Annotated in this window: 17 protein-coding genes and 1 pseudogene; 7 read left to right on the forward strand and 11 right to left on the reverse strand. The window is 62.1% G+C overall.

Features of this window, described 5'->3' with window-relative positions:
- Positions 1 to 194 precede the first annotated feature (194 nt).
- The 3 genes from KY494_RS01925 to KY494_RS01935 all read left to right on the forward strand — a co-directional run bounded on the left by KY494_RS01925 (position 195) and on the right by KY494_RS01935 (position 1,818).
- Entirely contained in the window at positions 195 to 1,118 is a 924-nt protein-coding gene (locus KY494_RS01925) for a methyltransferase domain-containing protein (protein WP_219889662.1), read from the forward strand.
- A gap of 70 nt (positions 1,119 to 1,188) precedes the next feature.
- Positions 1,189 to 1,467, forward strand: a complete 279-nt coding sequence (locus KY494_RS01930; protein ID WP_243136430.1) for a hypothetical protein — start codon at positions 1,189 to 1,191, stop codon at positions 1,465 to 1,467.
- Between the two features lie 153 nt (positions 1,468 to 1,620).
- The gene (locus tag KY494_RS01935) at positions 1,621 to 1,818 is read left to right on the forward strand and encodes a hypothetical protein (RefSeq protein WP_096235523.1); all 198 of its coding nucleotides are present in this window, start codon (positions 1,621 to 1,623) and stop codon (positions 1,816 to 1,818) included.
- Between the two features lie 61 nt (positions 1,819 to 1,879).
- Here KY494_RS01935 and KY494_RS01940 read toward each other — a convergent pair whose 3' ends face one another.
- On the reverse strand, positions 1,880 to 2,998 hold the full coding sequence (locus KY494_RS01940; RefSeq protein ID WP_308836410.1) for a phospholipase A: 1,119 nt from the start codon (positions 2,996 to 2,998) through the stop codon (positions 1,880 to 1,882).
- A 287-nt stretch (positions 2,999 to 3,285) separates the two neighbouring features.
- Here KY494_RS01940 and fusA point away from each other — a divergent pair, with 287 nt between their 5' ends.
- On the forward strand, positions 3,286 to 5,394 hold the full coding sequence (gene fusA, locus KY494_RS01945) for an elongation factor G (protein WP_219134382.1): 2,109 nt from the start codon (positions 3,286 to 3,288) through the stop codon (positions 5,392 to 5,394).
- Positions 5,395 to 5,494: 100 nt separating this feature from the next.
- Here fusA and KY494_RS01950 read toward each other — a convergent pair whose 3' ends face one another.
- Genes KY494_RS01950 through KY494_RS01965 form a run of 4 tightly spaced genes read right to left on the reverse strand, consistent with a single transcriptional unit; the run spans position 5,495 to position 10,124 of the window.
- Positions 5,495 to 6,658 carry an HlyD family efflux transporter periplasmic adaptor subunit gene (locus KY494_RS01950; RefSeq protein ID WP_219889663.1) on the reverse strand — a complete coding sequence of 388 codons (1,164 nt, stop codon included), beginning with the start codon at positions 6,656 to 6,658 and terminating at the stop codon, positions 5,495 to 5,497.
- Positions 6,659 to 6,679: 21 nt separating this feature from the next.
- Positions 6,680 to 8,137, reverse strand: coding sequence for an efflux transporter outer membrane subunit (locus tag KY494_RS01955; protein ID WP_258194598.1), 1,458 nt, complete (start codon positions 8,135 to 8,137; stop codon positions 6,680 to 6,682).
- Positions 8,138 to 8,142: 5 nt separating this feature from the next.
- Entirely contained in the window at positions 8,143 to 9,648 is a 1,506-nt protein-coding gene (locus KY494_RS01960; RefSeq protein WP_219891436.1) for a DHA2 family efflux MFS transporter permease subunit, read from the reverse strand.
- Between the two features lie 41 nt (positions 9,649 to 9,689).
- The gene (locus tag KY494_RS01965) at positions 9,690 to 10,124 is read right to left on the reverse strand and encodes a MarR family winged helix-turn-helix transcriptional regulator (RefSeq protein WP_219134384.1); all 435 of its coding nucleotides are present in this window, start codon (positions 10,122 to 10,124) and stop codon (positions 9,690 to 9,692) included.
- Between the two features lie 133 nt (positions 10,125 to 10,257).
- On the opposite strand from KY494_RS01965, the gene KY494_RS01970 reads away from it, so the two are divergent.
- A complete protein-coding gene (locus tag KY494_RS01970) occupies positions 10,258 to 10,788 on the forward strand; it encodes an SRPBCC domain-containing protein (protein ID WP_219889664.1) in 531 nt (176 codons plus the stop codon).
- 1,307 nt (positions 10,789 to 12,095) lie between these two features.
- On the opposite strand, the pseudogene KY494_RS01975 reads toward KY494_RS01970, so the two are convergent.
- The 5 genes and pseudogenes from KY494_RS01975 to KY494_RS01995 form a co-directional block, all read right to left on the reverse strand.
- Positions 12,096 to 13,085 (reverse strand): annotated as a pseudogene (locus KY494_RS01975) (IS481 family transposase); the annotation flags it as partial.
- A gap of 791 nt (positions 13,086 to 13,876) precedes the next feature.
- Positions 13,877 to 14,425 carry a hypothetical protein gene (locus KY494_RS01980; protein ID WP_219889665.1) on the reverse strand — a complete coding sequence of 183 codons (549 nt, stop codon included), beginning with the start codon at positions 14,423 to 14,425 and terminating at the stop codon, positions 13,877 to 13,879.
- A 381-nt stretch (positions 14,426 to 14,806) separates the two neighbouring features.
- Positions 14,807 to 15,073: a hypothetical protein gene (locus tag KY494_RS01985; protein WP_219889666.1), complete on the reverse strand. Its 267-nt coding sequence runs from the start codon at positions 15,071 to 15,073 to the stop codon at positions 14,807 to 14,809.
- A 239-nt stretch (positions 15,074 to 15,312) separates the two neighbouring features.
- Positions 15,313 to 16,218, reverse strand: coding sequence for an alpha/beta hydrolase (locus KY494_RS01990; RefSeq protein ID WP_219889667.1), 906 nt, complete (start codon positions 16,216 to 16,218; stop codon positions 15,313 to 15,315).
- 42 nt (positions 16,219 to 16,260) lie between these two features.
- Positions 16,261 to 17,436, reverse strand: a complete 1,176-nt coding sequence (locus KY494_RS01995; protein ID WP_219889668.1) for an FAD-dependent oxidoreductase — start codon at positions 17,434 to 17,436, stop codon at positions 16,261 to 16,263.
- A gap of 96 nt (positions 17,437 to 17,532) precedes the next feature.
- Between KY494_RS01995 and KY494_RS02000 the strand changes: the two genes are divergently transcribed.
- Positions 17,533 to 18,438, forward strand: coding sequence for a LysR family transcriptional regulator (locus tag KY494_RS02000; protein WP_219889669.1), 906 nt, complete (start codon positions 17,533 to 17,535; stop codon positions 18,436 to 18,438).
- A gap of 80 nt (positions 18,439 to 18,518) precedes the next feature.
- Positions 18,519 to 21,719, forward strand: a complete 3,201-nt coding sequence (locus KY494_RS02005) for a PAS domain-containing protein (RefSeq protein ID WP_258194599.1) — start codon at positions 18,519 to 18,521, stop codon at positions 21,717 to 21,719.
- On the opposite strand, the gene KY494_RS02010 is transcribed toward KY494_RS02005, so the two are convergent.
- Complete coding sequence (locus KY494_RS02010) at positions 21,716 to 24,598, reverse strand: response regulator (protein ID WP_219889670.1); 2,883 nt, start codon at positions 24,596 to 24,598, stop codon at positions 21,716 to 21,718. The two genes, KY494_RS02005 and KY494_RS02010, sit on opposite strands and share 4 nt — an antisense overlap.
- Positions 24,599 to 24,605: the final 7 nt, after the last annotated feature.

Raw genomic sequence — 24,605 nt, forward strand, 5'->3', positions numbered from 1 at the left:
CAGCCCTTTGTTCTCCGTGGCGATTAACGATAATGGTCGTGTCGCATTAATCAGGAGATCGTCGCATGGGCCATCACACCACCGTCAGGCGCCGGCTGTATTGTCGCCGCCCCGCGCGCAGCCCGTGCGACATCACTGCTTTCTGGAATGACAAAACCGATCGGCCATCGGAGCCAGACTCCAAGAGGACAGACATGCTGAATGAACGAGAAATCGAGAGTTGTTACCTGGGGCAATTTATCCCCGTCCATTACCATCACAATATGTTGATGGACCAGAACCGCATGCACGGGTTCAAGTCGGCGATCGATTACGCCGTGAAACCCGGCATGAAGGTGCTGGAACTGGGCGGCGGCACCGGCGTGTTGTCGTGGTTTGCGGCCGCGCGCGCCGACAAGGTGTGGTGCGTGGAATTCAATCCGGACATGGTCAAGGAAGCGCGCAAGATGCTGGCGCTCAACCCCAATGGTGAAAAAGTCGAAGTCGTCCATGCGGACGCCTTCGAATACCTGCCGCCCGAGCCCGTTGACGTGGTCATTTGCGAAATGATCCATGTTGGCATGCTGCGCGAAAAGCAGGTGGAAGTGATCGAATCGTTCAAGCGCCGCTACCTGGCCCGCTTCGGCGGCCCGCTGCCCATCTTCCTGCCTGAAGCCGTCATCATGGCCGTGCAGCCGATGCAGCAGGAGTACGACTTCGAGGGCTTTTACGCGCCCATCGTGCAATTTCAGGAAACCGCGGCCATTCACCCGGGCGTGCAGGAACTGGCGCCACCATCCGTCTACAGCATCATCGACTTCAGCCAGCCAACGGACAGCGTGTTCGGTTTCGACGGCAAGTTCGTCGTCGAGCGCAGCGGCACCCTGAACGCCTTGCGTTTCGTTACCAAGAACATCCTGGCCGTCGTGCCCGAGCGCTCGACCACCATCGACTGGCTGAACCACTACATGTGTCTGCCGCTGGCGGCGCCGATGGCCGTGAAGGCGGGCGACGTGTTGCAGGTGAGCTTCCAGTACCGCGCGGGCGGCTCGATCCCCTCGCTGGAAGCGTCGATCCGCGCGCAGGTGATTTACGATGTCAACTTGCAACCGGTAGGACAGAACGCCGTCTACGCGTAAGTATCATTAATGTAAAGGCAACGCCGCGGGCATTTCGTCCTGCGGCGTTTGTCCATTCAGGGTATATTTCGTGTTTTACCCACTGGACAGCTTTATTATCATGGAACAGATCGATCAGCGTTACCTCGTGCAACAGAACAAAATCAGCGATGGCGAGACCAAGCCGCCCGTGTTTGCCAAGGTAATGCGCAGCAAGGAAGGCGTGTTTGAAGGCGTGTCCTTCATCAAGTCGAAGGAAAAGGCCAGCATCCTGACCATCGAAGAGGCCAACCAGGCCATCAAATGGGCCGGCAGCAAGAAACCGAACGCACATGAGTACATCACGAAAGTGATTTGCGTCGGCCAGTAAGCCCCCCGTTCATTCCCGTTTTTGCACCGTTCATCCCCGCATTGTGCCGTTCATCGCACGGCCGTTGCCGCCCCGGCGGCGCTTGACTATAGTGCCGTCACGGTAGCGGGGCAAGCACGGCTTGCTCCGCACATTTTATTCGGGGGGAACGCGATGCTGGGATTTGTGCTGTGGCTGCTGCTCTTGCTGGTGTGCTGGCCCCTGGCCTTGCTGGCCCTCGTGCTGTATCCGCTGGCCTGGCTGCTGTTGCTGCCATTGCGCTTGATCGGCATCGGCGTGGAAGGCGTGTTCGAATTGCTGCGCGCCATCGTCATGTTGCCGGCCCGCGTGCTGGGCGGCGGGCGGCGCTAAATACATGTTTCCCATAAAAAATGGCGCCCTCGGCGCCATTTTTTTTATATCACTGCCTTGCTTACAGGTCGACCATGAAACCGGCGCCGATCGATTTCTGCGAATAGTTGTAGTCGATCAAGCTCTGGCCATAGCCGGAGAACAGTTGCAGATAGCCTTTCAGGTTGGCTTTCAATGGGAAAGCCCAGCTGGCCTGCATCGAGCCATGTTTCTTGCTGAAATTGCGGCGCGCCGTCACGGCATACTCGTGACCCTTGTTACGGTAGCTCACGCGCAAGTCGCCATGCCCCATGTAATCGGTGATGTCGATATTGTCATTGTCGGTCTTGCCATTGTCGAGGCGGTGCCAGATGCGCGTCGTGACGGCCAGGTTGTCTTTTTCCACGCCCAGCTCGGCATACACGCGGTTCCAGCTGCGCGACAGGGTCGAGGTCTGACCATTCGACTGGTGCACCAGACCGAAATTCAGGTAATTGAATTCCACGCCGGCAAAGTTCTTGTTGATCGGCAAGACCAGCATCAATTCCGGCTGATAGTTGGTCTCGCGGAAGGGGCTCGATGCCTTGCGGTTATACGCCTGCCAGAAACTTTGCTGCGTGTAGCCGAACCACATGTCGATGGGCGTGCCGGCGATGTCTTCCAGCAGCTTCATCTTGAAACTCAGCTGGAATGTCAATTCCACATGCTGGCTCTTGACACCGCCTGGCGTGAAATCCTGGAACGGCTCGTCGTTCGAAGCGTCGCTGTAGTTGGCCAGCAGCAGATAGGTGTCGCGGTGCGGGCGGAAGTTGAACAGGCCGCGCTTCGAGGCATCGTTGAGTTCCCACGATTGTTGCGTGCGCGAAATCGGCGCTTCCGGCGGCGCCGCGCCAGCCTGGGCAATGGCGGGAATGGCGGCGTTGACGGCGTCCGGCGTGGCCACGCCAGGCGGGCTGACAAGCGTGAGGGGGGCGACCTCGGCGGCCGCTGCCAGGGTCACTGCCGCAGCTGCGGGATCGCCGCCGGCGGCGATGGTGGCTTTTTCCGCCGCCTTGGCCAGGGTGTCGAAGCAGCCCAGGCGGGCGCTGGCGTCACCGAGCACGGCGCAACGCTGCATTTGCTGTTCCAGTTCGCCGGCCATGGCCAGCGCTGGCGACGCCAGCAGGGAGGAGAGGATTATTTTTCTTAGTCGGATAGTCATAGATTGAGTAGGGCATGTCATTCGGTGCGCACCTGGGCTGGCATGCCGGCGGCGTCGCCTTGCACGATCATTTACGGTGCGTGTTGATTTTGATTAATCTTTACTGGATTAATAAAGTTGAAAGTATAGCGGAATCTCTTGTTTATTCTATGCAACGCGCGTGCGCGCTAATGTTAGTGTTGTACGCATGGTAAAAAATGGTTACGCGCCATCCTCCAAATCGATGTCTGCTACACTGGAAAACCGGCGCAAAGCAAGTCGTGCCGGGGTTAGCCATGGAGATTGTGATGACCCGCAAAACACCTATCGAGCGCTACCGCAACATCGGCATCAGCGCCCATATCGACGCCGGCAAGACCACCACCACCGAGCGCATCCTGTTTTATACGGGGGTGAATCACAAGATCGGTGAAGTGCACAACGGCGCCGCCACCATGGACTGGATGGAGCAGGAGCAGGAACGGGGCATCACCATCACCTCGGCCGCCACCACGGCGTTCTGGAAAGGGATGGCCGGCAACTTCCCCGAACACCGCATCAACATCATCGATACGCCCGGCCACGTGGATTTCACGATCGAGGTGGAGCGCTCGATGCGCGTGCTCGACGGCGCCGTGATGGTCTACGATGCCGTCGGCGGCGTGCAGCCCCAGTCCGAGACGGTCTGGCGGCAAGCCAACAAATACCACGTGCCGCGCATCGCCTTCATCAACAAGATGGACCGGGTGGGTGCGGATTTCTTGCGCGTGCGCAAGCAGATCGGCGAGCGCCTGAAAGGCGTGGCCGTGCCCATCCAGCTGCCCATCGGCGCCGAAGAGCATTTCACGGGCGTCATCGACCTGCTGAAAATGCGCGCCATCACCTGGGATGACGCCAGCCAGGGCGTGCAGTTCAGCTATGGCGAGATTCCCGCCGAGCTGCTGGCGCAGGCGCAGCAGTGGCACGAGCATATGGTCGAGCACGCGGCCGAAGCCACTCTTGCCATGACGGAACGCTACCTGAATGGCGACACGTTCACGGAAGCGGAACTGAAACAGGCCTTGCGCGCGCGCACCATCCGCAACGAGATCGTGCCCATGCTGTGCGGCAGCGCTTTTAAAAACAAGGGCGTGCAAGCGATGCTGGACGCCGTCATCGAATACCTGCCGTCGCCGATGGAAGTGCCGCCCATCATGGGACACGACGAGCACGACAACGAGGTGGAGCGCCATCCGACGGACGAGGAGCACTTTGCCGCGCTGGCCTTCAAGATCATGACGGACCCGTTCGTGGGGCAACTGACGTTCTTCCGCGTGTATTCGGGCGTGGTGAACTCGGGCGACATGGTCTACAACCCCACCAAGAGCGCGCGCGAGCGCCTGGGGCGCATCCTGCAGATGCATGCGAACGAGCGCAAGGAAATCAAGGAAGTGTATGCGGGCGACATCGCCGCCGCCGTGGGCCTGAAAGCCGTCACCACGGGCGACACCCTGTGCGCCATCGACCACGTCATCGTGCTGGAAAAGATGATTTTCCCGGAACCCGTGATTTCCCAGGCGGTCGAACCGAAGACCAAGCCTGACCAGGAAAAGATGGGCATCGCCCTGAACCGGCTGGCGCAGGAAGACCCGTCGTTCCGGGTGCATACGGACGAGGAATCGGGCCAGACCATCATGTCCGGCATGGGAGAATTGCACCTGGAAATTCTGGTCGACCGCATGCGGCGCGAATTCGGCGTGGAAGCGAACGTGGGCAAGCCGCAGGTGGCGTACCGCGAGACCATCACGCGCGCGGTGGACGATATCGAGGGCAAGTTCGTCAAGCAATCGGGCGGACGGGGCCAGTACGGCCACGTGGTGCTGAAACTGGAACCCTTGCCGCCAGGTACGGGCTACCAGTTCGTCGACGCCATCAAGGGCGGCGTCGTGCCGCGCGAATTCATCCCGGCCGTCGACAAGGGCATCGCCGAAACGTTAAAGTCTGGCGTGCTGGCCGGCTATCCGGTCGTCGACGTCAAGGCCACGCTGACGTTCGGCTCCTACCACGACGTCGATTCCAACGAAAACGCGTTCCGCATGGCCGGCTCCATCGCCTTCAAGGACGGCATGCGCAAAGCGCATCCCGTGCTGCTGGAACCGATGATGCAGGTGGAGGCGGAAACGCCGGAAGAATTCATGGGCAACGTCATGGGCGATTTGACGGCCCGCCGCGGCATGGTGCAGGGCGTCGACGACATCCCCGGCGGCGCGGGGCGCATCGTCAAGGCCCTGGTGCCGCTGGCGGAAATGTTCGGCTATTCCACCACCCTGCGTTCGCTGACCCAGGGCAGGGCCACCTACACGATGGAATTCAAGCATTATGCGGCCGTGCCCAAGCATATCCTGGACCAGGTGGCATCGGCCGGTAAAGCCAGGTAGGTCGGATTAGCGGGGCAAAGCCCTGCGTAATCCGACACCACCAACGGCCGTGCCAACAATGTTGTCGGGTTACGCGCGTTGCGCTAACCCGACCTACGCATCAATTCAGAAGGTTTTGCGCAATGATGGCGTCCGCCATCTTTTCCGCCTCATCCACCGGCTGGCTCAGCGCTTTGGTCGTGTAGACGGTGGACGCCAGCATCGGCTGGTCCAGCGTTGCCCCTTCGCCATGACTCGTGTCGACCGTCACCGTGGTCGACAGGCCGATGCGCAGCGGGTGGGCGGCCAGTTCCTTCGGGTCCAGGGTGATGCGCACCGGCACGCGCTGCACCACCTTGATCCAGTTGCCCGTGGCGTTTTGCGCCGGCAACAGGGAAAACGCGCTGCCCGTGCCGGCCGACATGCCCAGCACCTTGCCGTGATAGACCACCTTGCTGCCATACAAATCCGTTTCGATGGTCGCCGCCTGGCCGACGCGGATATTGCGCAATTCGGACTCCTTGAAGTTCGCGTCAACCCATAACTGATCGAGTGGCACGATGGACATCAAGGGCGTGCCCGGCGTCACGTGCGAGCCCAGCTGCACGCTGCGCTTGGCCACATAGCCCGAGACAGGCGCGACCACGGCGTTGCGGCGCACGGCCAGCCACGCCTGCAGCACGTCGCCCCGCGCCGACAGCACGGCCGGATGGCTGGCCAGGTTGACGCCGGCCACGCCCGATTTGGCGGACTCGGCCTGGCGCTGCGCCACCGTCAGGGCCGCCTTGGCGTCATCGACGGCCTGTTTCGCATGGGCCAGGTCTTCGCCCGAGATCGTGTGGTCCAGCGCCAAGGGCGCGCGGCGCGCCAGGTTGCCCTGCGCCGTGGCCAGTGCCAGGCGGCGCTGCTCGATGATGGCGTCGTACTGCGCCACGCTGGCATAGCGTTCGCGCTCCTGGCGCACGATGTTGCCCAGCCGTGCCTGTGCCTGGCTCAGGGCCAGGTCCGCATCGATGGCGTTCAGCGTGATCAGCGGGGCGCCCGCTTTCACCATCTGCGTTTCGTCGGCGCGGATGGCGTCGACATTGCCCGTCACCTGCGCGGACAGGGTGACGAGGTTGCCGCCCACATAGGCATTGTCCGTCACTTCTTCCTTGGCCAGCACTAATTGATAATAAACCGCCCAGGCGGCGCCGGCCACGAGAAAGGCGGCCGTGATGGCGATCAGGACGGCCTTGCGTTTGCCCGGCTGTTCGGTGGTGGTGGTGGTGGTATCGCTGCTCATGATGTGTTCCGTAATCGATGGTTATTGTTTGGCGGTGTTGGTGCTGGCTGTGGCGGCAAAGTCGCTGCTGCCCCGGTAGCCGCCGCCCAGGGCCACGGTCAGGTTGATTTCCGCATCCTGGCGCTGGTTTTGCAGCTGCATGCCCAGGTCCACCTGGCCGCGCATGGTCATTTCCGCATTGATCTGGGTGGCGCGGTCGGCCAGACCTTGCTTGAGTCGCGCATTCGCGTTGCGCAGCTGCGCTTCACTGGCGCGCAGGTTTTCCTGCTGCAGCCGCAGCTGGTTTTCCACGCCCTGCACCCTGGCGCCCGCCTGCGCCACGTCGCGCACCACATTGAAGACGTTCTGGTTGTAGTCGGCGATCAGCTCGTTGCGTTCGCTGCGCGCGCCGGCAAGCTGGGCCTGCAGGCGGCCGCTGTCGAACAGGGGCAGCGACAGGGCCGGGCCGATGAACAGGGTGCGGCTGCCCGATTGCAGCAGCTTGCCCAGTTTGATCGCATCGAGGCCGAACGAGGCGCCCAGGTCGATATCGGGGTAGAACGACGCCTGCGCCGCCTCGATATGGCTCATGGCCGCCTGTACTCGCCAGCGCGCCGCCTGCAAGTCGGGCCGGCGCGCCAGCAATTCCATGCCCAGCTTGCCGGGCAGGGCGTGCGGCAGCGTTTGGGCTTCTTTCGGTTGCAGGCTGGCCAGGGCTGAAGCATCCGCACCCAACAGGGCGCGCAAGGCTTCGCGTTCCGTGACGATCTGCGTTTCCAGCAGGGCGATCTGCTGCTGCAGCAGACTCAAACGCGTTTGCGCGGACAGATGGTCGTCGCTGACGCCGAGGCCGTTGGCGATGCGTTTTTCCTTGTCGACCACCAGTTGCTGCTGCAGTTGCACCAGCGCATGCAGGTTGTCCATGCGGGCCCAGCCATTTTGCATGCTGAAGTAGTGGCGGGCGATCTCGGCCGCCAGCATCTGTTCCGCCATCGCATATTCGGCGCGCCGTGCATTGACTTCACCGAGGCTGGCGGCGATCTGCGCCTTGTGCTTGCCCCACCAGTCCAGGTCGTAATGGGCTTGCACGCCCACGGTGACTTCGTTGTAGTAATTTCCGCCGATGGGGGCGGGCATCAGGCCATTGCCCGAATAGCGCTGGCGGCTGGCGTTCGCGTCCAGGTCCAGCCTGGGGCCGCGCCCCGCATGCTGTGCATCGAACGCGGACAGGGCCGAGCCGATACGGGCATTCGCCGCGTCCAGGCTGGGGCTGGCGGACAGCGCCTGTTCGATCAGCTGGTCCAGCTGATCGTCCTGGAACTGGCGCCACCACTGGGCGGCGGGCCAGCCTTCGCTGGCCAGGTGGATGTCGGCCGCCAATTGCACTTTGGCCAATTCTTGCTGCGGCAACTGTTGCGTGTCGGGTGGAATGCTGGCGCAGCCGGCCAGGGACAAGCTTAGCGCCAGGACGCTCAGGGAGAGTTTCATCGGTGTGTACATGAGGGTTATTCCATGGCCGCGTGGTCGACCACGACGGGCGCATTTTTCTTCGGTGGTTTGATCAGGAGCAAAAGCGGCAGCACGAGGATGGTCAGCCACATCATCAGCCAGAAGTCGTCGAGGTAGGCGATCATCGACGCCTGCCGCGTGATCTCGCCATTCAGGGCCGCCATGCCCGTGCTCGTGCCCAGGTCGAACACCTGGGCGATGCCGGGATCGTGCAGGGCAGGGTTGGCGATAGTGATGTGTTCCGTCAGGGACGCATGGGCGATCTGCGTATTGCGCACCAACAAGGTCTGCACCAGGGCGATGCCGATGCTGCTGCCGATATTGCGCACCAGGCTGTAAATCGCCGTGCCTTCCGCCCGCATCTGCGGCGACAGGGTGGCGAACGTGGCCGCGCTCAGCGGTACGAAGACGAGGCCCAGGCCGATGCCCTGGATGATGCCGTTCCACACGACGGTTTTCGGCACCAGGTCCAAGGTGAAATTGGCCATTTGCCACAGCGAGAACGCGGTAATCGAAAAGCCCACGCCCAGCAGGATGCGCGTATCGATCTTGCCCGTGAGCCTGCCGACGATCAGCATGGCCAGCATCGTGCCCAGGCCGCTGGGCGCCGTCACCAGGCCGGCGATCGCCGCCGGGTAATTCATCAAGCCTTGCAGCATCGACGGCGTCAGCGCGCGGGTGGCGAACAGCACCATGCCGACGATGAAGATGAACAGCAAGCCGCTCACATAGTTCGAGTTTTTCAACAGGCGGTAGTCGAGGAAAGACTTGCCGGCCGGGCGCAGGGCCGTGTGGGCGATGAAGTAACACAAGCTCATGGCCAGCACGATGGCTTCGATCCACGTTTCCGTGGATGAAAACCAGTCGTTCTGCTCGCCCCGGTCCAGCAGCATCTGCAGCGCGCCGATCGACAGGCTCAAGGTGGCAAAGCCGAACATGTCAAAGTTCATGCGGCGGTTCGGCGGGTCCTTGCGGATGTAGCGCCAGATACCGTAGAAGGCCATGGCGCCGATGGGAATGTTGATGAAGAAGACCCAGCGCCAGCTGTAGCTGTCCGTCAGCCAGCCGCCCAAGGTCGGTCCCAGGATGGGGCCGATCATCACGCCCATGCCCCAGATGGCCATGGCCGAGCCGTGTTTCTCGCGTGGATTGATGTCGAGCAAGACCGCCTGCGACAGCGGTACCAGCGCCGCGCCGAATACGCCCTGCAGCAAACGGGCGGCAACGATCTCGGACAGGGTGCCGGACAGGCCGCACAGCACGGACGCGAGCGTAAAGCCGGCAACCGACACGAGGAAGGTGTTTTTCTGGCCGAAACGGTCGCACAGCCAGCCCGTCAGCGGCGTGGCGATGGCGGCGGCGACGATGAACGAGGTGAGTACCCAGGTGATCTGGTCTTGCGAGGCGGAAAGGCTGCCTTGCATATGGGGCAGCGCGACGTTGGCGATGGTGCCGTCGAGCGCCTGGATGATGGTGGCGAGCATGATCGAAATCGTGATCATGCGCCGGTTCAGGGTGAGGTCTTGCGAAGCGGGAACGGCATTCACGCAAACTTCTCCGTGGCCGCTTGCAGCGCTTCCAGCAGCTCGGTGGCGGCCCTCAATTGATCGGGAGCTATGCCCTGCAGCAGCTCCTTGCGGAAACCATCCGCTTCCTTGCGCACGGTGTCATACACCTGCAGGCCCGCTTCCGTCAGCACGACGAGTTTGACCCTGCGGTCCGTTTCCGACGGCTGGCGCTGCACGAAGCCCGATTTCACGAGCCGGTCCAGCATCGACACCATGGTGGGGTTTTCCACGCCCAGCTGGTGCGCCAGCTCGCTTTGCGAGGGCGGCTGCGGCGATTTGGCGATCATGGCAATGGCCATCCAGCTCGCTTGCCCCAGGTCCAGGTCTTTCAGGCGCCGGTCGATCGCATGGCGCCAGCCGCGCGCCGTCTTGTGGAGCGCGGCGGAAAAGCGCTCTTCGATAGAAATCATAAGGTGAGTCGTCTAATGGTTAGGTGTCTAACTAATATTCTAGCATACCGCTTTCCGCAGCGTGCGGGCCTTTCCCATTTTTGACGCGGCTGGTACATTGACATCCAGTCCATCACCATCATCAGGAGACAGCATGACCACCGCAGAACAGAAGCAGGACGGACAGCACCGCGACAGCAGCGACTTTGTCATCACGCAAACCTTCGACGCGCCGCGCGAACTGGTGTTCCAGTCGTGGGTGGAGCCGGAGCGCCTGGCGCAGTGGTGGGGCCCTGTCGGCTTTGAATTGAGCGTGCTGGCGCTGGATTTGCAGCCGGGCGGCATTTTCCACTACGGCATGCGCGCCGACAATGGCTACGAAATGTGGGGCAAGTTCACCTACCAGGCCATCGAAGCGCCTGCAAGGATCGTCTCGATCCTGTCGTTTGCCGACAAGCAGGGCAATGCCGTGCAGCACCCCGTCAGCGCCACCTGGCCATTGCAATCGTTCAATACCATGACCCTGACCGAGGAAAACGGCAAGACGACGATGACCTTGCGCTCCGCGCCGCACAAGGCGACGGATGAGCAGCATGAGACTTTCAAGCAGGGGTTTGAGTCGATGAAGCAGGGGTTTAAGGCTACTTTCGGCCAGCTGGCACAGTACCTGGCGCGTGTTCAGTAATATTTAAGAACGGCGGGCCGGAGTCGCGGGCCTGAGAAAATGACCATGGCTGCGTTGCTTGGGCTCGCCGTACTAACCGTACTGTCTTCGCCCGCGCGCCTTGCCCTGGCCATTTTTCAGGCCCGCTGGGCCCGGGGAGCCTTGGTTTGAGGTGCGGGTGTGTTCTTGCTGTCGTTGCCAGTTTGCGGTTGAGGAATGTCTGCTTGCGCCCCAAACCGGAAATTCAATTGGTCCAACTCGCCTAGGTTCGGGTTACCTGCGCAAGTCTGACTAATCTACTCTTGGTCGCGTATGGAAAGTAATAAGTACTAAGGACTGTAGAACTGGCTAAGGCGTCCATTAGGATCGATCCTTAAGATGAAGTAATCGCCATTGAAGAGTACTGCCATGCGCCCTGATCTGACAAACTCTCCCGAGTTCGTCGCGAAGTGAAGAGCAAGCTCTTCGCGAATACTATCTAAGACTTTCTCGATTAGGTCCTTAAGGTCCGTCAGCTCATAAGGAAGGACAGTCTTTCCCTTAAAATTACCAACCTGATAGGCATCTATGTGTCGCATTACGATGTGCAGGTAGGATTGCAAATCCCAGAAGACTTGCTTTTTCCCGTGCAGTATAACGGACGGGTTAAACCCGATGGCGTTAGCAAGTATCCTTTTCGCAGCATCACTGTCTAACGTCAATGACCGGTCTCCTAATCTCGCTCTCTCAAACTCAGCGCATACAGCGCCAAGTGCCGCTACTCGCTTAACGAATTCGTAGCTCGCTTTGGCTTCTAGCTCTTCCTTGGCCAGTGCATTTCGTGCAGCTTTCGCGTTTAACGATGCAAGTTGAATGTTGACGTTCTCGCTTGCAGACTTCACAGTAAAGCCAAAAGTATCAAGGATGCGGCTATCGATCGTATTGTTTCGCATCCCCAGCATTGTCCCGACTAGGTCTTCTTTTTCATAATCGATCAATGCAGTTCCGCCGTTATGTTTCATGACCAGATAATTTACTAGTAGCTTCTGTGCGTCTAGCTTTGAAAAGTCAACTTCAACTAAAACAATGTTCGGCACAATCTTCTTGCCTGTTGGGTGGCGGAGCGGCTGGCGGTTAAAGGTTGCGTAAGATATCTTAAAGAGGTCTTTGATAGCGACGCCCTTGTACTTTAAAGTCTTTCTTTGTTGAACAGTTAGCGCAGGATCTCGGCAGTCTATCCGTAGAACCGCTAGATCGTTATAAGCTGAGTTACTATTCGCAAGCTCGTTTGTTTGCTCGTTCATGTCAACTTTGTTGAACAGAACCCCGGTGACCATGTGTCCGTAGTTGTCAAGACCGGCCTGGTTATATACGCGTTTAACGAATAATTCCGGCTTTTTCTCCTGCCATTTCTTCATCGCCTGAATCGGTGTTGCGTTATCCAAGGCGCGCTGGGGAATGTTGTGGTTGTAGATTTTCAGGTAATTGCGCAGCGTCGATTCCAGTTCGGCCCGGGAGCCGAAACGAGTCTGGTTGACGACCTCGCTGATACGGCCATTGAAGCGTTCGACCATGCCGTTGGTTTGCGGGTGACGCGGCGGAATCAATCGATGTTCGATCACCAATTGCTTGCACAGCACGTCAAAGACATGCTTGCCGCTCGGGATACGGTCGCCGCTGACAGGGTCTTTTTTCTTGCTGGTAAAACGGTCGGTGAACTGGCTGCCGTTGTCAGTGAGTAGTTTGACGATGGTGATCGGGCAAGCATTTTTCAGTTTGAGCAGGAAGTCGGTACTGCTGCTGTCGGACTGGTTGGCATAGATTTCCATGAAGACCCAGCGTGTGGCGCGGTCAATGGCGACGAACAGGTAACGGCGTTCGGTTTCATCGAGCATCTGCGGTAAGTACTTGATATCCATATGTAAAAAGCCCGGCTCGTAGTCCTTGAACGACTTTTTGGTAACCGGTTTGTCGTCTTCGAGTGCGGCCATTTTAAGCAAACTGGAGACACCATGGCGCCGCAAGCAGCGGCCCAGGGCGCCACGCGAAAGCGCCGGGTTGACGAACTCACGCGCCACCGCCAGCAAGTCGTCGGTGGGCAAAAGCAAGGTGGTGCGTAGCGCGATGACGACCAGTTCCTGCGCTGGCGTCAGCGTCGTATGCATGGTGTGGGGCCGGTGCGAACGGTCCTCGGCGCTGTCGCGGTTCTGCCATTTACGGATCGTCAGGCGGCTCACGTTATAGCGCTCGGCAAGCTCCCGTTGGGGCAGTGTCGAGTTGCGGATTTCTTCCCGGATCAGGTGGGTGGTGCGGGCTCGGCTGTGAAGGGCTTGGGTCATGGCGCTGGCGGTGAGGTGACAGGAATCAACAGTGTACTCAACAGGCGCCTGGCTTTGAAGTAGGGCAAGCTGCGAATAGGAATATGATCACCCAATTCTAAACACGTAGTCAGTTTCAGCTTTGCTGTTGTGCCGAAACATAAAACAGGTCATGTTCCTTTCAATACCAATCATCTCGTGCAGGTCGCGCAGGTGAAACTCTCTCCCTGCAACTTCAACTCCAGGTATGCCTATCGAGTGCAAGTCTGTTATTTCGTATGTGCCAATCAATGCATTCTCCAGTACTGCTTCGATAGACGATCGCCAAGTCATCACCAGGTGCGGAACCTTCTGGGGCAACGCCGCGATTGGACGATTCTTCTCGACGCTGAAAACAGAACGGCTTAGCAAGAGGCACTACCTTTGTTATGTCGCCTGCTTCAGGCAACACTGTCATCATTGCGCGCCGATCCCCAGCATCTCCCGAATCACCGGCAAAATCATCCCCCAAGCATTCGACGTCGCGGCAATCTCGTCATAATGGCTGGCGCCGGGCAAGATCAGCACTTCCGCATGGTCGCCGGCCTTGTGAGCGTTTGAGAGCGTTTGAGGGTCAGGTCTGCCATTCCGACACAGGCCCAGCTATGCGAATCCCCAAGCCGAAGTCTCTGCGTAAGCTCAGCGTCTGTACGCATACGCAGCATAGTTAGTCGAGCCGTATTGACAATTAATAAATCATAGTTTGCTGTGAGCCTAACCCCAAGGCTGAGATCGTGTCCGAATGGCAGACCTGGCCCAGCCCCCTCAGACGGTTATCTACTGTAGAAATTTAGCTTGGTCCTATAGCTCCACTCATCCCAAGGTACGAGGCCAAAGAGCGCATTCATCACCTGAACGAGCAGAAGCGCCGTAAGGTAGGAATCAGAGGTGACTTCGCCCGTACTTAGATTGCGGTAAACCGGTGGCTCACCTTCTTCCTCAATAAACGACTCTGCTTGCAGCCACGGCAGCTCGAATTTATTTGGCGTTCCTACATCCGTCGTCTTGTCCATGGTGTGAACTCGTGAGCGAACCGTGATGCCGTTTTTAACGATGGCATAGCCAAACGAGCCGCCCGAATCATAATGACAGAAAACGACAATTAGCTCTGGTTCCCCGAGTGCCGCAAATACTGAAGGCTCTAGCGATTGCCCATCGAAGAGAATTTCTCCCGCAATCTCACTGTTATAAAGAAAGGTCGCGCCGTTCTTTGACTCGACTGCCAGATTGCCCGGCACACGGATATCATGCGCATTTTGCGTTTCTGGCGGCTTGAAAGAGCTACTTCCAAAGACCCTCTGCACTAGCTCCTGCTCGTCCATCGTGGATGCGTTAGGCCGAAATGCCAACCCCGCTGTAGATAATCCCAAACTCAACTCCTTTGTCAGTTATCTGAAACTAGCCGTCGTCGTTCGCACGCTTGAGGGTCAGGTCTGCCATTCCGACACAGGCTCAGCTATGCGAATCCCCAAGCTGATGTTTCTGCGTATGAATCGCCACCATTTCAATAGGCACTGCTGCATCTCTTAAAGGAGACCGCAGGTGTGCCACTCCAAGCGCCAGAATTTAGCAACGACCTCGTTTGGCAGGTAGTGGCCGACTGCGGCAATGAGCATAACGAATTACCAAGCGAGAAAAGTCACACATTGTCACGCCGACCGCTTGACTCCGCAGGCGATCATCGTCCGTAATGCGGGGAGCTGTCACGACTCATCGCGCTCGGCATCGCGCTCGCGGCAGCTCAGGGACGCATAGTGCGCCTTGGGCACCTTGTTCTTGATCGCCACTTCGCGCAGGTTATGTGCAAAATCAATATGATCGGTCAGGGTGCAGCGGTTGGCGCGGGCGAACTGTTGCAGATTCTTGATGCTGCCATGGACTTTCAGCGTGATCCCGACGCCGGGGCTGGCGCAGCAGCCTATGTATTTGCTGCGGTATTCTTCTTCGATCAGCACCAGTTCGTGGCCCATGAAGGGCACTGGCTTGTCCAGCAGGTAGTAGTCGGTGTAGTCGAAGCGCTGGCGGGGCGTTTTGCTGACCAGACCGGAGTGCTGGTAGGCGCGGATGGCCCGGCCGGACGTACCCGTCCGTTCGGTGGTGCCCTTTTTGAGCTACATGGCATGCAGCAAGCCGCTTTCGAGTGACGCGGTGTCGGCGGCGAACGCCATGGCGGAGCAGGCGGCAAGCAGGGTGAAGGCGATGGCGCGCTTCATTTCGCCTCCATTGCCAGCATCTGTTTGATTACCGGCAAGATCATCCGCCATGCATTCGATGTGGCGGCAATCTCGTCATAGTGGCTGGCGCCGGGCAAGATCAGCACTTCCGCATGGTCGCCGGCCAGCTTGGCCCTGGCCGCATAGTCGTGCGCGACGCGGGGAGGGGAGATGGTGTCGAGTTCTCCGGTCGCCAGCACGGTGCGGCTGCCGTTGGGCATCAGGTCGGCGGCGTTGGTGTCGCTGTAGATGTCGGGACGCTCAGTGCTGGCGCTGCCTGCCAGTTGCGCCATGTCGCGTTCGCAGCTGCTCTTGATCAATTCCTTTTCATGGCGCAGGTCGGCCAGGCCGCCCAGGCTGAGGATATTCTTGATTGGCAGGAAGCTGTCGCGGTACAGGGGGCTGGTCTTGGGCAGCTTTTCCCTTCCGGCGATCCATTGCACCAGCTGGCCGCCGGCCGAGTGGCCCATGGCGAGGATGCGCTTCACGTCCAGCTGGTACTGGGGTGCGTGCTGGCGCAGGCTGTCGAGCGCCGCGTGCATGTCTTCATAGGTGCCCGGGTAGCCCCCGCCCGGCTCGTCGACGCGGCGGTATTCGACATTCCACACGGCGATGCCTTGCGCCACCAGGGCGCTGGCCACGTTGCGCATCTGCCCGATGCCGCCGAAGGCCACCGTCCAGCAGCCGCCATGCACGAGCACGACGACGGGGAACGGTCCCGCACCAGTCGGCCGGAACAGCTGCGCGTACTGCGACGGCGCGGGGCCATACGCGAGCTGCGCCGTGGGCGCTGGGCCGTTCAGGGCCAGGTAGTCATCCAGGCTCATGGGGGAGGCGACGGCGCCGTGGGTGGAGGCGAGCAGGGCGGTGGCGAGCAGGGAGGATGGCAGGGACGTGGGCATCGTTGCTTTCGCTTGAGAATAGAACAACACTGTAGCATAGGCTTACTGCGCAGAAAACAGCCCGCTGCCCCAGGCGCGCGCCATGTCCGCCACGATTTTCCGCGTATCGGCCTGGCGCGCTTGCGCGTCGCGCTGGCGGCAAGCAGCCTCATCTAACTGGAACAGCGACTGCGCCATCGCTCTCGCCTGCAAGGTGATCTGCCGCGTCTTCGGCTGGCGCCTTGCCGTGTACGCCTGCAGGCGCTCTTCCAGGGAACCGTCCGCTTGCAGGCACTGCGCCAGCTGCCAGGCATCTTCCAGCGCCTGGCATGCGCCTTGTCCCGAGGTGGGCAGGGCGGCGTGGGCGGCGTCGCCCACCAGCAAGACATTGCCGCGCTGCCAGCGCTCCACGGGATCATGGTCGTGGATGGCGATTTGCCGCAGCGCCTGCGGTTCGCCGTGCCGTATCACGCGGCGCACGGCTTGCGGCCAGGCGTCGAACAGCCGCGCCAGGTGCTCCTGCAAGTGGGCGGGCTGACTTGACGGGGGCGTGGGCGCCGTTTGCGCGCCCGCCCAATAATACGTGTGCGGGGAAACGGGCACGATGCCAAAGCGCAAGCCACAGCCCCAGTAGTCGTGGATGGCCGGCGCATCGAAGAGCTGCGGTTCACCGGGCGGCAATTGCGTGATGCCCACCCAGTTGATGAAACCCTGGTAGCGGGGAGAACTGTCGCCCGTCACGTACTGCCTCGCGGCCGAGCGCATCCGGCCTTCGGCGCCCAGGATCATGTCCGCCTGCAGCACGCGGCCATCGGCCAGGTGCACCAGCCCTTGCTGCTGCGCATCGCCGGACAGCGACATCACCGGCTGCCCGTACTCCACCCGCACGCCCAGTTCCCGCAGCCGGGTCAACAAGATCGCTTGCAGGTCGCGCCGCAGGATGGCATGGCTGGCGTGGCCCATGGCGGCGTCGAGCTGGCCGATGTCCAGCGCACTGAGCAGATTGCCGTGGCGGTCCAGGCGGCGCATTTCCACGGGCGTGCCGGCGCGGGACGCCACGGCACCCAGCAGATCGAGCTGGTCCAGCACATGGCTGGCGTTCGGCCACAGCACGACGCCGCCGCCCATGGTGTCGGGCGACGGCTGGCGCTCCACGAGAGTAATTTGATGGCCGTGGCGCTGCAGGGCCAGCGCGCAGGCGGCGCCAGCGATACCGGCGCCCAGGATCAGGATCTGCATGGTGGTTCCTTGATGAAAGGCATCCATGCTAGATCATCATCCTGGGTGGTGGAATGGGGCATAATCGGCATGCATCATTGCAAAATCGGGATAATCATGAGCTCCAGCATCGATCTGAATCATTTGCGCTACTTTCTTGCCGTCGTCGAGGCGGGCAGTTTTGCGGGCGCGGCACGCAAGCTGGGCTTGCCGACCTCGAATGTCAGCCGGCATATCGCCCAGCTGGAAGCGCAACTGGGGTCGCGGCTGCTGGAGCGGACGACGCGGCACCTGCGCATGACGGGGCAGGGACGCTTGCTGCAGGCGCGGGCGCGGCCCCTGATGGACGATTTATTGCTCTTGGAAGCGGAATTGCAGGACCAGCACGCCACCTTGCGCGGCGTCCTGAAACTGAGCTTGCCGGCCGAATTCGGCGCGCAGCTGCTGGGGCCGATCATTGCGCAATTCGCGGCCCGGCACGGAGCGCTGGACATCGAATGCCAGACCAGCATGGCCGGCGGCGAACCGCTGCGCGACGACGTGGACCTGGCCATCGTCTTCCAGCGCGGCGTGCCGCCCGACAGTTCTATGATCCAGCAGACCTTGCTGTCTCTGCCCAGCATCGTGGTGGCCGCGCCCGCCTTGCTGGCCCGCACGGGGACGCCGCACATGGTGGCGCAACTGGCGCAGCTGCCCTGCATCGCCACGCGGGCCGCCCTGCATGGCAAGGCCTGGCAATTTTTCGGGGCCGACGGCCGGGCGCAGCCCGTGGCCGTGCAGGCGCGCTACCGGGCCGACAGCGGAGAGATGGCGCGCAGCGCGGCCCTGGCCGGCGTCGGTTTTGCGCTGCTGGCGCGTGCCGCCTGCGCGGCGCACCTGGCGCGGGGCGATCTCGTGCATGTCGAACTGGACCTGCTAGCCGTGCCGCTCGACGTGGTGGCGTGCTATCCCAGCCATCGCCACCTGGCCGCCAAGACGCGCGCCTTGCTGGCGCTGCTGCAACAGACGCTGGCACAGGCATAAAACACTGTTCTGTTTTCCTCCTGCATGAGGGGTGCCCCATGGTATATTTCGGGCATCAGTTTCCCCTCCTTATAGACACGGTGCACGCAAACAATATTATTTCCTTGCTGGACGCCGAGCATAGTGCGCTAGGCAGTATCGCGGCAGGCGCCGACCTGGCCCATGCATTGGAGCATTTGTTGCTGGCGCTGCAAGACCTGGCCGATGGCGGCGCGCATGCCTGCCTGGTGCTGATCGACGAGGCCGACCGCTTTTGCGGCTTGTCCGCGCCCAGCCTGCCGCAAGACCTGTGTCTGGCCCTGCGGCACGGCGGCGAACAGCCTTCGCCATTCGGCACGGCGGCCTTTTCCGGCGCGCCCGTCTATTGCGGCGACATCACGCGCGATGTGCACTGGAGCGCGGGCCGCAAGGAAGCCATGCTGCACGGCTACCGCGCTTGCTGGGTCGCCCCCGTGTTCGGCGCCAAAGGGCATATCCTGGGCGTGCTGGGCCTGTTCTTCCCCGCGTCATGCCATCCCACGCAACCGGAAATCGAACTGCTGGCGCTGGCCGCGCGCGTGGCCGCGCATGTCATCGAGCGGGGCCAGCTGGAAAGAGCGTTGCACGACAGCCGCGAACACTTTCATTACGCCATAGAACTGAACACGCAAGTGCTGTGGACTGCCGACATCGACGGCAAGCTCGACTATGTGGCGCAACGCTGGCGCGAATGGACGGGCGTCAATGGCTTGGGCAGCAGCTGGCTCGACGCCATCCATCCCGAGGACGTGCCCCGCGCATTGGCGGCGTGGAGCGAAGCGGTGGGCAGCGGCCAGCCCCTGGACCAGGAAATGCGCGTGCGCCGCCAGGACGGCCGCTACCGCTGGGTGCACTCGCGCGCGTATTGCCGGCTCGACGAGCGGGGCCAGCCCGTGAAATGGTATGGCTCCTGCGAGGATATCGACGAACACTGGCAGGCGCGCAATGCCTTGCTCGACAGCGAGGCACAGTTCCGTTCGCTCGCCTCGACCATGCCCAACCAGGCCTGGCTCGCGCATGGCAGCGGCGCCACCTACTGGGTCAATGAGCAGGTGTGCGAGTACACGGGGCAATCGCTGAAGTCGCTGGTCACCAGCGGTTTTCGCCACTGCGTGCATCCGGACGACGTGCAAGCCACGCAGAAAAGCTGGGAGCGGGCCGTCGCCACGGCAGGCGCCTACGAACACGAGTTCCGCATGCGCCGCGCCAGCGACGGCGCCTACCGCTGGTTCCTGGCGCGCGCCTTGCCCCTGTTCGATGAGACAGGCACGGTGTTGCGCTGGGTGGGCACGAATACGGACGTACAGGAACAAAAGAACGTGCTGGAAAAGATGGCTTACCTGAATTCCTCGCTGGAAGTGGAAATGGCCAACCGCACGGCCGACCGCGACCGCATGTGGCGGCTGTCGACCGACATCATGCTGGTGGCGGACCTGGCCGGCATGATCATCGCCGTCAATCCCGCCTGGAGCCACATCCTCGACCGCCCTGAAATCGAATCGCTGGGCATGGATTTCATCAGCCTCGTGCATCCGGACGACCGCATGGCGGCCTTGAAGGATTTGTCGCGCCTGGCCCATGGCGCGCCCACCTTGCGCATGGAAAACCGCTACCGGCGCCGCGATGGCGGCTACCGCTGGATTTCCTGGACGGCCGTGCCGGCGCAAAAGCTGATCCACGCCATCGGCCGCGACGTCACCGATGAAAAAGAGGCGCGGCTGGCGCTGGTGCGCAGCGAGCAAGCGTTATTGCAGGCGCAAAAGCTGGAATCGATCGGCAAGCTGACGGGCGGCGTGGCCCACGATTTCAACAATGTCCTGCAAATCATTTCCGGCAATTTGCAGTTGCTGAAACTGACGGTGGCCGATAATCCGCAGGCGGCCAGACGCCTCGATTCGGCCGCCTCTGCCGTCGAGCGGGGCGCCAAGCTGTCGTCGCAGCTGCTGGCCTTTGCGCGGCGTCAACCGTTGAAGCCGCTGGTGACGGACCTGGGACGCCTGCTGCGCCGCATGCACGAGCTGATCCGCCGTGCCTTGGGCGAGGTGGTCACCGAGGAAACCTTCATCAGCGAAGGCTTGTGGCACACCCTGGTCGACCCGAACCAGATGGAAAACGTGCTGCTGAACATGGCCATCAATGCGCGCGACGCGATGGAAGGGGGCGGCCGCCTGACGTTCACCTTGAGCAATGTCACGCTCGATGCCGCCTACGCCAGCCTGCATGCCGATGTGCTGGAGGGGCAATATGTGCTGCTGACCATCACCGACACGGGCCATGGCATGGAGCGCGACGTGATCGACCAGATTTTCGAACCGTTCTTCACCACCAAGCGCGAAGGCGAGGGCACGGGCCTGGGCTTGTCCATGGCCTACGGTTTCATCCGCCAGAGCGCCGGCCACATCAAGGTGCACAGCGCGCCCGGCGCCGGCACGACGTTTAAAATTTACCTGCCCCGTTCGCTGGAAACGCTGGCCGAGCCGCCAGCCGGCCTGACGGGTCCCGTGCTGGGCGGCGGCGAGACCATCCTCGTGGTGGAAGACGATGCGCCCGTGCGGCACACGGTGGTCGACATGTTGCGCGGCCTCGGCTACGACGTGCTGCATGCGGACGATGGCGCTTCGGCGCTGGCCCTGCTGGGCACGGGCGTGGCCATCGACCTGCTGTTTACGGATGTCGTCATGCCGGGTCCCGTCAGCAGCAAGGAGCTGGCGCAGCAGGCCCGGCTGCTGCTGCCGGAGCTGGCCGTGCTGTTTACCTCGGGCTACACGCACAACGCCATCATGCAGGGCGGACGGCTGGACCCGGGCGTGGAACTGTTGAGCAAACCCTACCAGCGTGAAGACCTGGCGCGGCGCTTGCGCCACTTGCTGGCCGACCGCCGTCTGGCGGGTGCGCCCGACCCGTCGGGACGGCGCATCCTGCTGGTGGAAGACAATGACGATGCGCGTGTAATGACGACGGAAATGCTCAATATGCTGGGCCATACCGTGCATGGGGTGGCCAGCGCCGAGGCAGCCTTGCCCCTGCTGGCCATGCCGGGCCTGGACGTGCTGGTGACGGACATCAGCCTGCCCACCATGTCCGGCCTGGAACTGGCGCGCCACGCGCGCGCGCACTGGCCGCAGCTGGAGGTGGTGTTTGCGTCCGGGCACGACTGGGGTGCCAGCCTGATGCAGGACGCCAGCGCGCGCTTCCTGCGCAAACCGTTTGGTCTGGAAGAGCTGGCCGGCGCACTGAAGGCGCGCCGGCAGGACGTTTACTAGGTTGGCACCTGAAGGGCTTGCTGCAATTGCTCGATGGTAAATGGTTTTACCAGGAAGCGAGCGGCCGGGTCCAGCACGCCGGAATTGGCGGGCGCATGGCCCGTGGAAAACACCACTTCCAGCTGTGGATAGTCGCGCGCCGCCAGCTCGGCCAGCTCGACGCCCGACATGTGCGGCAGGCTGATATCGGTCAGCAGCAGTTCCAGTCCCGGCGTGCCCAGCAGGGGCACGGCTGCCTCGGCCGTGCCCACGGCCTGCACCGTGTGTCCCAGCATGGCCAGCAGTTCGCCCGTCATGGCGCGCGCGTCCGGATTGTCTTCCACCAGGAGGATATGGCGTCCTGTCGGCAGTGCCGGCGCAGGCTGCGGCGCCAGTTGCGCGCGGTACTGGTGCAAGGCCGTCACGTGGCGGCCGTTGGCCAGCAGGTGGCGGATGCGCCGCGCCAGGTCTTCGCGCCGGTACGGCTTGCTCAACAGCTCCACGCCCGGTTCCAGGCGGCCGCCCTGCATGATGGCGTCCTGCGTGTAGCCCGAGGTAAACAACACGGCCAGCTGGGGCAGCAGCAGCCGTGCCTGGCGCGCCAGTTCCGTGCTGGCGACCTTGCCTGGCATCACCACATCCGTAAACAGCAGGTCGATGGGCACGCCGCTGCTGACGATGGCCAGCGCGCTTTCGCCGTCGCTGGCGCGCAGCACGGCATAGCCGAGGCCGCGCAGCATGTCCACCACCGTCGTCTGCACCTGCACGTCGTCTTCCACGACGAGAATGGTTTCCTTGCCGCCCAGCACGGGGCCGTCCAGCTGCAGCGGCAATTCCGTTTCCGCTTCGAGCGAGCGCGGCAGGTAGATGCGGAAGGTGCTGCCATGGCCGGGCACGCTGTCCACCGTCAGGTGGCCGCCGCTCTGGCGCAGGAAGCCGTACGCCATGGACAGGCCCAGGCCCGTGCCTTCGCCTTCCTTCTTTGTCGTGAAGAATGGTTCGAAAATCTTGTCCAGCAAGTCGGCGGGAATGCCCGAGCCCGTGTCCGAGACGGCCAGCTGCACATAGTCGCCGGGCGCCACGTCCGCATGGCGCGCCGCATAGTCGCTGCCCAGCACGCTATTGCCCAGTTCGATGTTCAGCTGGCCCTGGCCCTCCATCGCGTCGCGCGCGTTGATGGCCAGGTTGAGGATGACGTTTTCCAGCTGGTGCGGGTCGACCAGGGCACGCCAGCAATCGTCGGCCAGCAGCAAACGCGTCTCGATGCTTTCGCCCGTGGCGCGCCGCAGCAGCTCTTCCGTCGAACGCAGCAGTTGCGCCAGGTCCGTCACCAGCGGTTTCAACGGTTGACGCCGCGCAAAGGCCAGCAGCTGGGCCGACAGCTTGGCACCCCGTTCCACGGCGGCCGAGGCGCTGGCGATGCGCTTGGCGGCCAGCGGGTCGTCGTCCAGGGTCATCTGCAGCAGTTGCAGATTGCCCGAGATAATTTGCAGCACGTTATTGAAATCATGGGCCACGCCACCCGTCAGCTTGCCCAGCGCTTCGAGCTTTTGCGATTGCAGCAGGGCCATCTCGCTGTGGCGCAACGATTCCTGCATGCTGCGCAAGGTGCATTCCGCTTCCTTTTCCAGGGTGACGTGGCGCCCGGTGGCGAAAATCAGGTCGCCTTCGGGCGCCGCCGACCAGGACAGCCAGCGGTGGCCGCCATCGCGGTGCCGGTAGCGGTTTTCAAAGCTGGGCATGGCTTCCTGCGTCACGTGCGCCAGCGCCAGGCGGGTGGCGGCGGCATCCTCGGACAGCACGAAGTCGAACAGGCTGCGGCCCAGCATTTCCTCGGGCAGCCAGCCCAGGATGGCTGACGAAGCCGGGTTGACGGCGACAAAGCAGCCCTCGGCGTCGATGGCCACCATCAGGTCTTGCGCGCTGCGCCACAGCCGCTCGCGCTCGCTGTTGCGCGCGGCCAAGTCCGCTTCCAGCTTCTTTTCCACGGTGATGTCGCGCGCGCTGCAATACACCTTCTCGCCCTCGGGCGCGGCCACCCACGACAGCCAGTGCCAGCCGCCCAGCTTGTGGCGGTAGCGGTTTTCGAAACGCAGCGCCGGCTGGCCCTGGTTGGCCGCGTCCCAGGCCGCATGGGTGCGCGGCAAGTCGTCCGGATGGATCAGTTCAAAAAATTTCGTCGTGCGGATTTCCTCGACCGACCAGCCCAGGGTGGCTTGCCAGGCGGGGTTCGAGTGCTCGAAATAGCCGTCGAGGTTGAGCACGCCCAGCAAATCGGGGCTGACGTTCCAGGTGCGGCCGAACTCGCGCGTGCGCTCGGCCACCTGCATTTCCATGCTGGCACTGAGGGCGCGCAGGCGCGATTCCGCCTGCGCCCGCAAAATGGTCGACCATACCCGTTCCGACACTTGCACGGCCAGTTCGATCTCGTCCGCATGCCACAGGCGCACCGCGCCGCTGTGCACGACGAACAGGGCCGCCAGCCGGCCCTCCTTGGCGATGGGAATGTTCAGGAAGGCACGGATGCCCAGGCGCGCAAACGTGGCCAGCGCGGCCGGCGTGGCCGTGCGCGGGTCGCTGGCCACATCGCTGACGGCCAGCGCCTGGCCGGCGGCCAGCGCATCGGCCAGGCGGGCCGCATAATCGCCGAGGAAATATTCGCCGGCGGCACCGGGCGCCAGGCCATCGCTCCACGCATGCTGCAGGGTGGGGCATTGCAGGGTCTGGTCGATATCGAAACAGGCCACTTGCTGGGCGCCCAGGCGCTGTCCCAGCAGCTGCGCCGACAGCGAGAGGATCTCGCCCGTGTCTTGCAGCAGGCGCAGCCGGCGTTCCAGTTGCAGCAAAAAGGCCACGCCACTGGCGCCGGCCTGGCCGCGGGGGACAGGTGTGCTGCTCATGCCGGGC

Source organism: Janthinobacterium sp. PAMC25594, assembly GCF_019443505.1.
In the GTDB taxonomy this organism is placed as follows: domain Bacteria; phylum Pseudomonadota; class Gammaproteobacteria; order Burkholderiales; family Burkholderiaceae_D; genus Janthinobacterium.

Coding starts and splice junctions, on each gene's coding strand:
- KY494_RS01925 (WP_219889662.1), top strand. CDS start 195: ATGCTGAATGAACGAGAAATCGAGAGTTGTTACCTGGGGCAATTTATC.
- KY494_RS01935 (WP_096235523.1), top strand. CDS start 1,621: ATGCTGGGATTTGTGCTGTGGCTGCTGCTCTTGCTGGTGTGCTGGCCC.
- KY494_RS01940 (WP_308836410.1), bottom strand. CDS start 2,998: ATGACTATCCGACTAAGAAAAATAATCCTCTCCTCCCTGCTGGCGTCG.
- fusA (WP_219134382.1), top strand. CDS start 3,286: ATGACCCGCAAAACACCTATCGAGCGCTACCGCAACATCGGCATCAGC.
- KY494_RS01950 (WP_219889663.1), bottom strand. CDS start 6,658: ATGAGCAGCGATACCACCACCACCACCACCGAACAGCCGGGCAAACGC.
- KY494_RS01955 (WP_258194598.1), bottom strand. CDS start 8,137: ATGTACACACCGATGAAACTCTCCCTGAGCGTCCTGGCGCTAAGCTTG.
- KY494_RS01960 (WP_219891436.1), bottom strand. CDS start 9,648: ATGATCACGATTTCGATCATGCTCGCCACCATCATCCAGGCGCTCGAC.
- KY494_RS01965 (WP_219134384.1), bottom strand. CDS start 10,124: ATGATTTCTATCGAAGAGCGCTTTTCCGCCGCGCTCCACAAGACGGCG.
- KY494_RS01970 (WP_219889664.1), top strand. CDS start 10,258: ATGACCACCGCAGAACAGAAGCAGGACGGACAGCACCGCGACAGCAGC.
- KY494_RS01980 (WP_219889665.1), bottom strand. CDS start 14,425: ATGGACGAGCAGGAGCTAGTGCAGAGGGTCTTTGGAAGTAGCTCTTTC.
- KY494_RS01985 (WP_219889666.1), bottom strand. CDS start 15,073: ATGGGCCACGAACTGGTGCTGATCGAAGAAGAATACCGCAGCAAATAC.
- KY494_RS01990 (WP_219889667.1), bottom strand. CDS start 16,218: ATGCCCACGTCCCTGCCATCCTCCCTGCTCGCCACCGCCCTGCTCGCC.
- KY494_RS01995 (WP_219889668.1), bottom strand. CDS start 17,436: ATGCAGATCCTGATCCTGGGCGCCGGTATCGCTGGCGCCGCCTGCGCG.
- KY494_RS02000 (WP_219889669.1), top strand. CDS start 17,533: ATGAGCTCCAGCATCGATCTGAATCATTTGCGCTACTTTCTTGCCGTC.
- KY494_RS02010 (WP_219889670.1), bottom strand. CDS start 24,598: ATGAGCAGCACACCTGTCCCCCGCGGCCAGGCCGGCGCCAGTGGCGTG.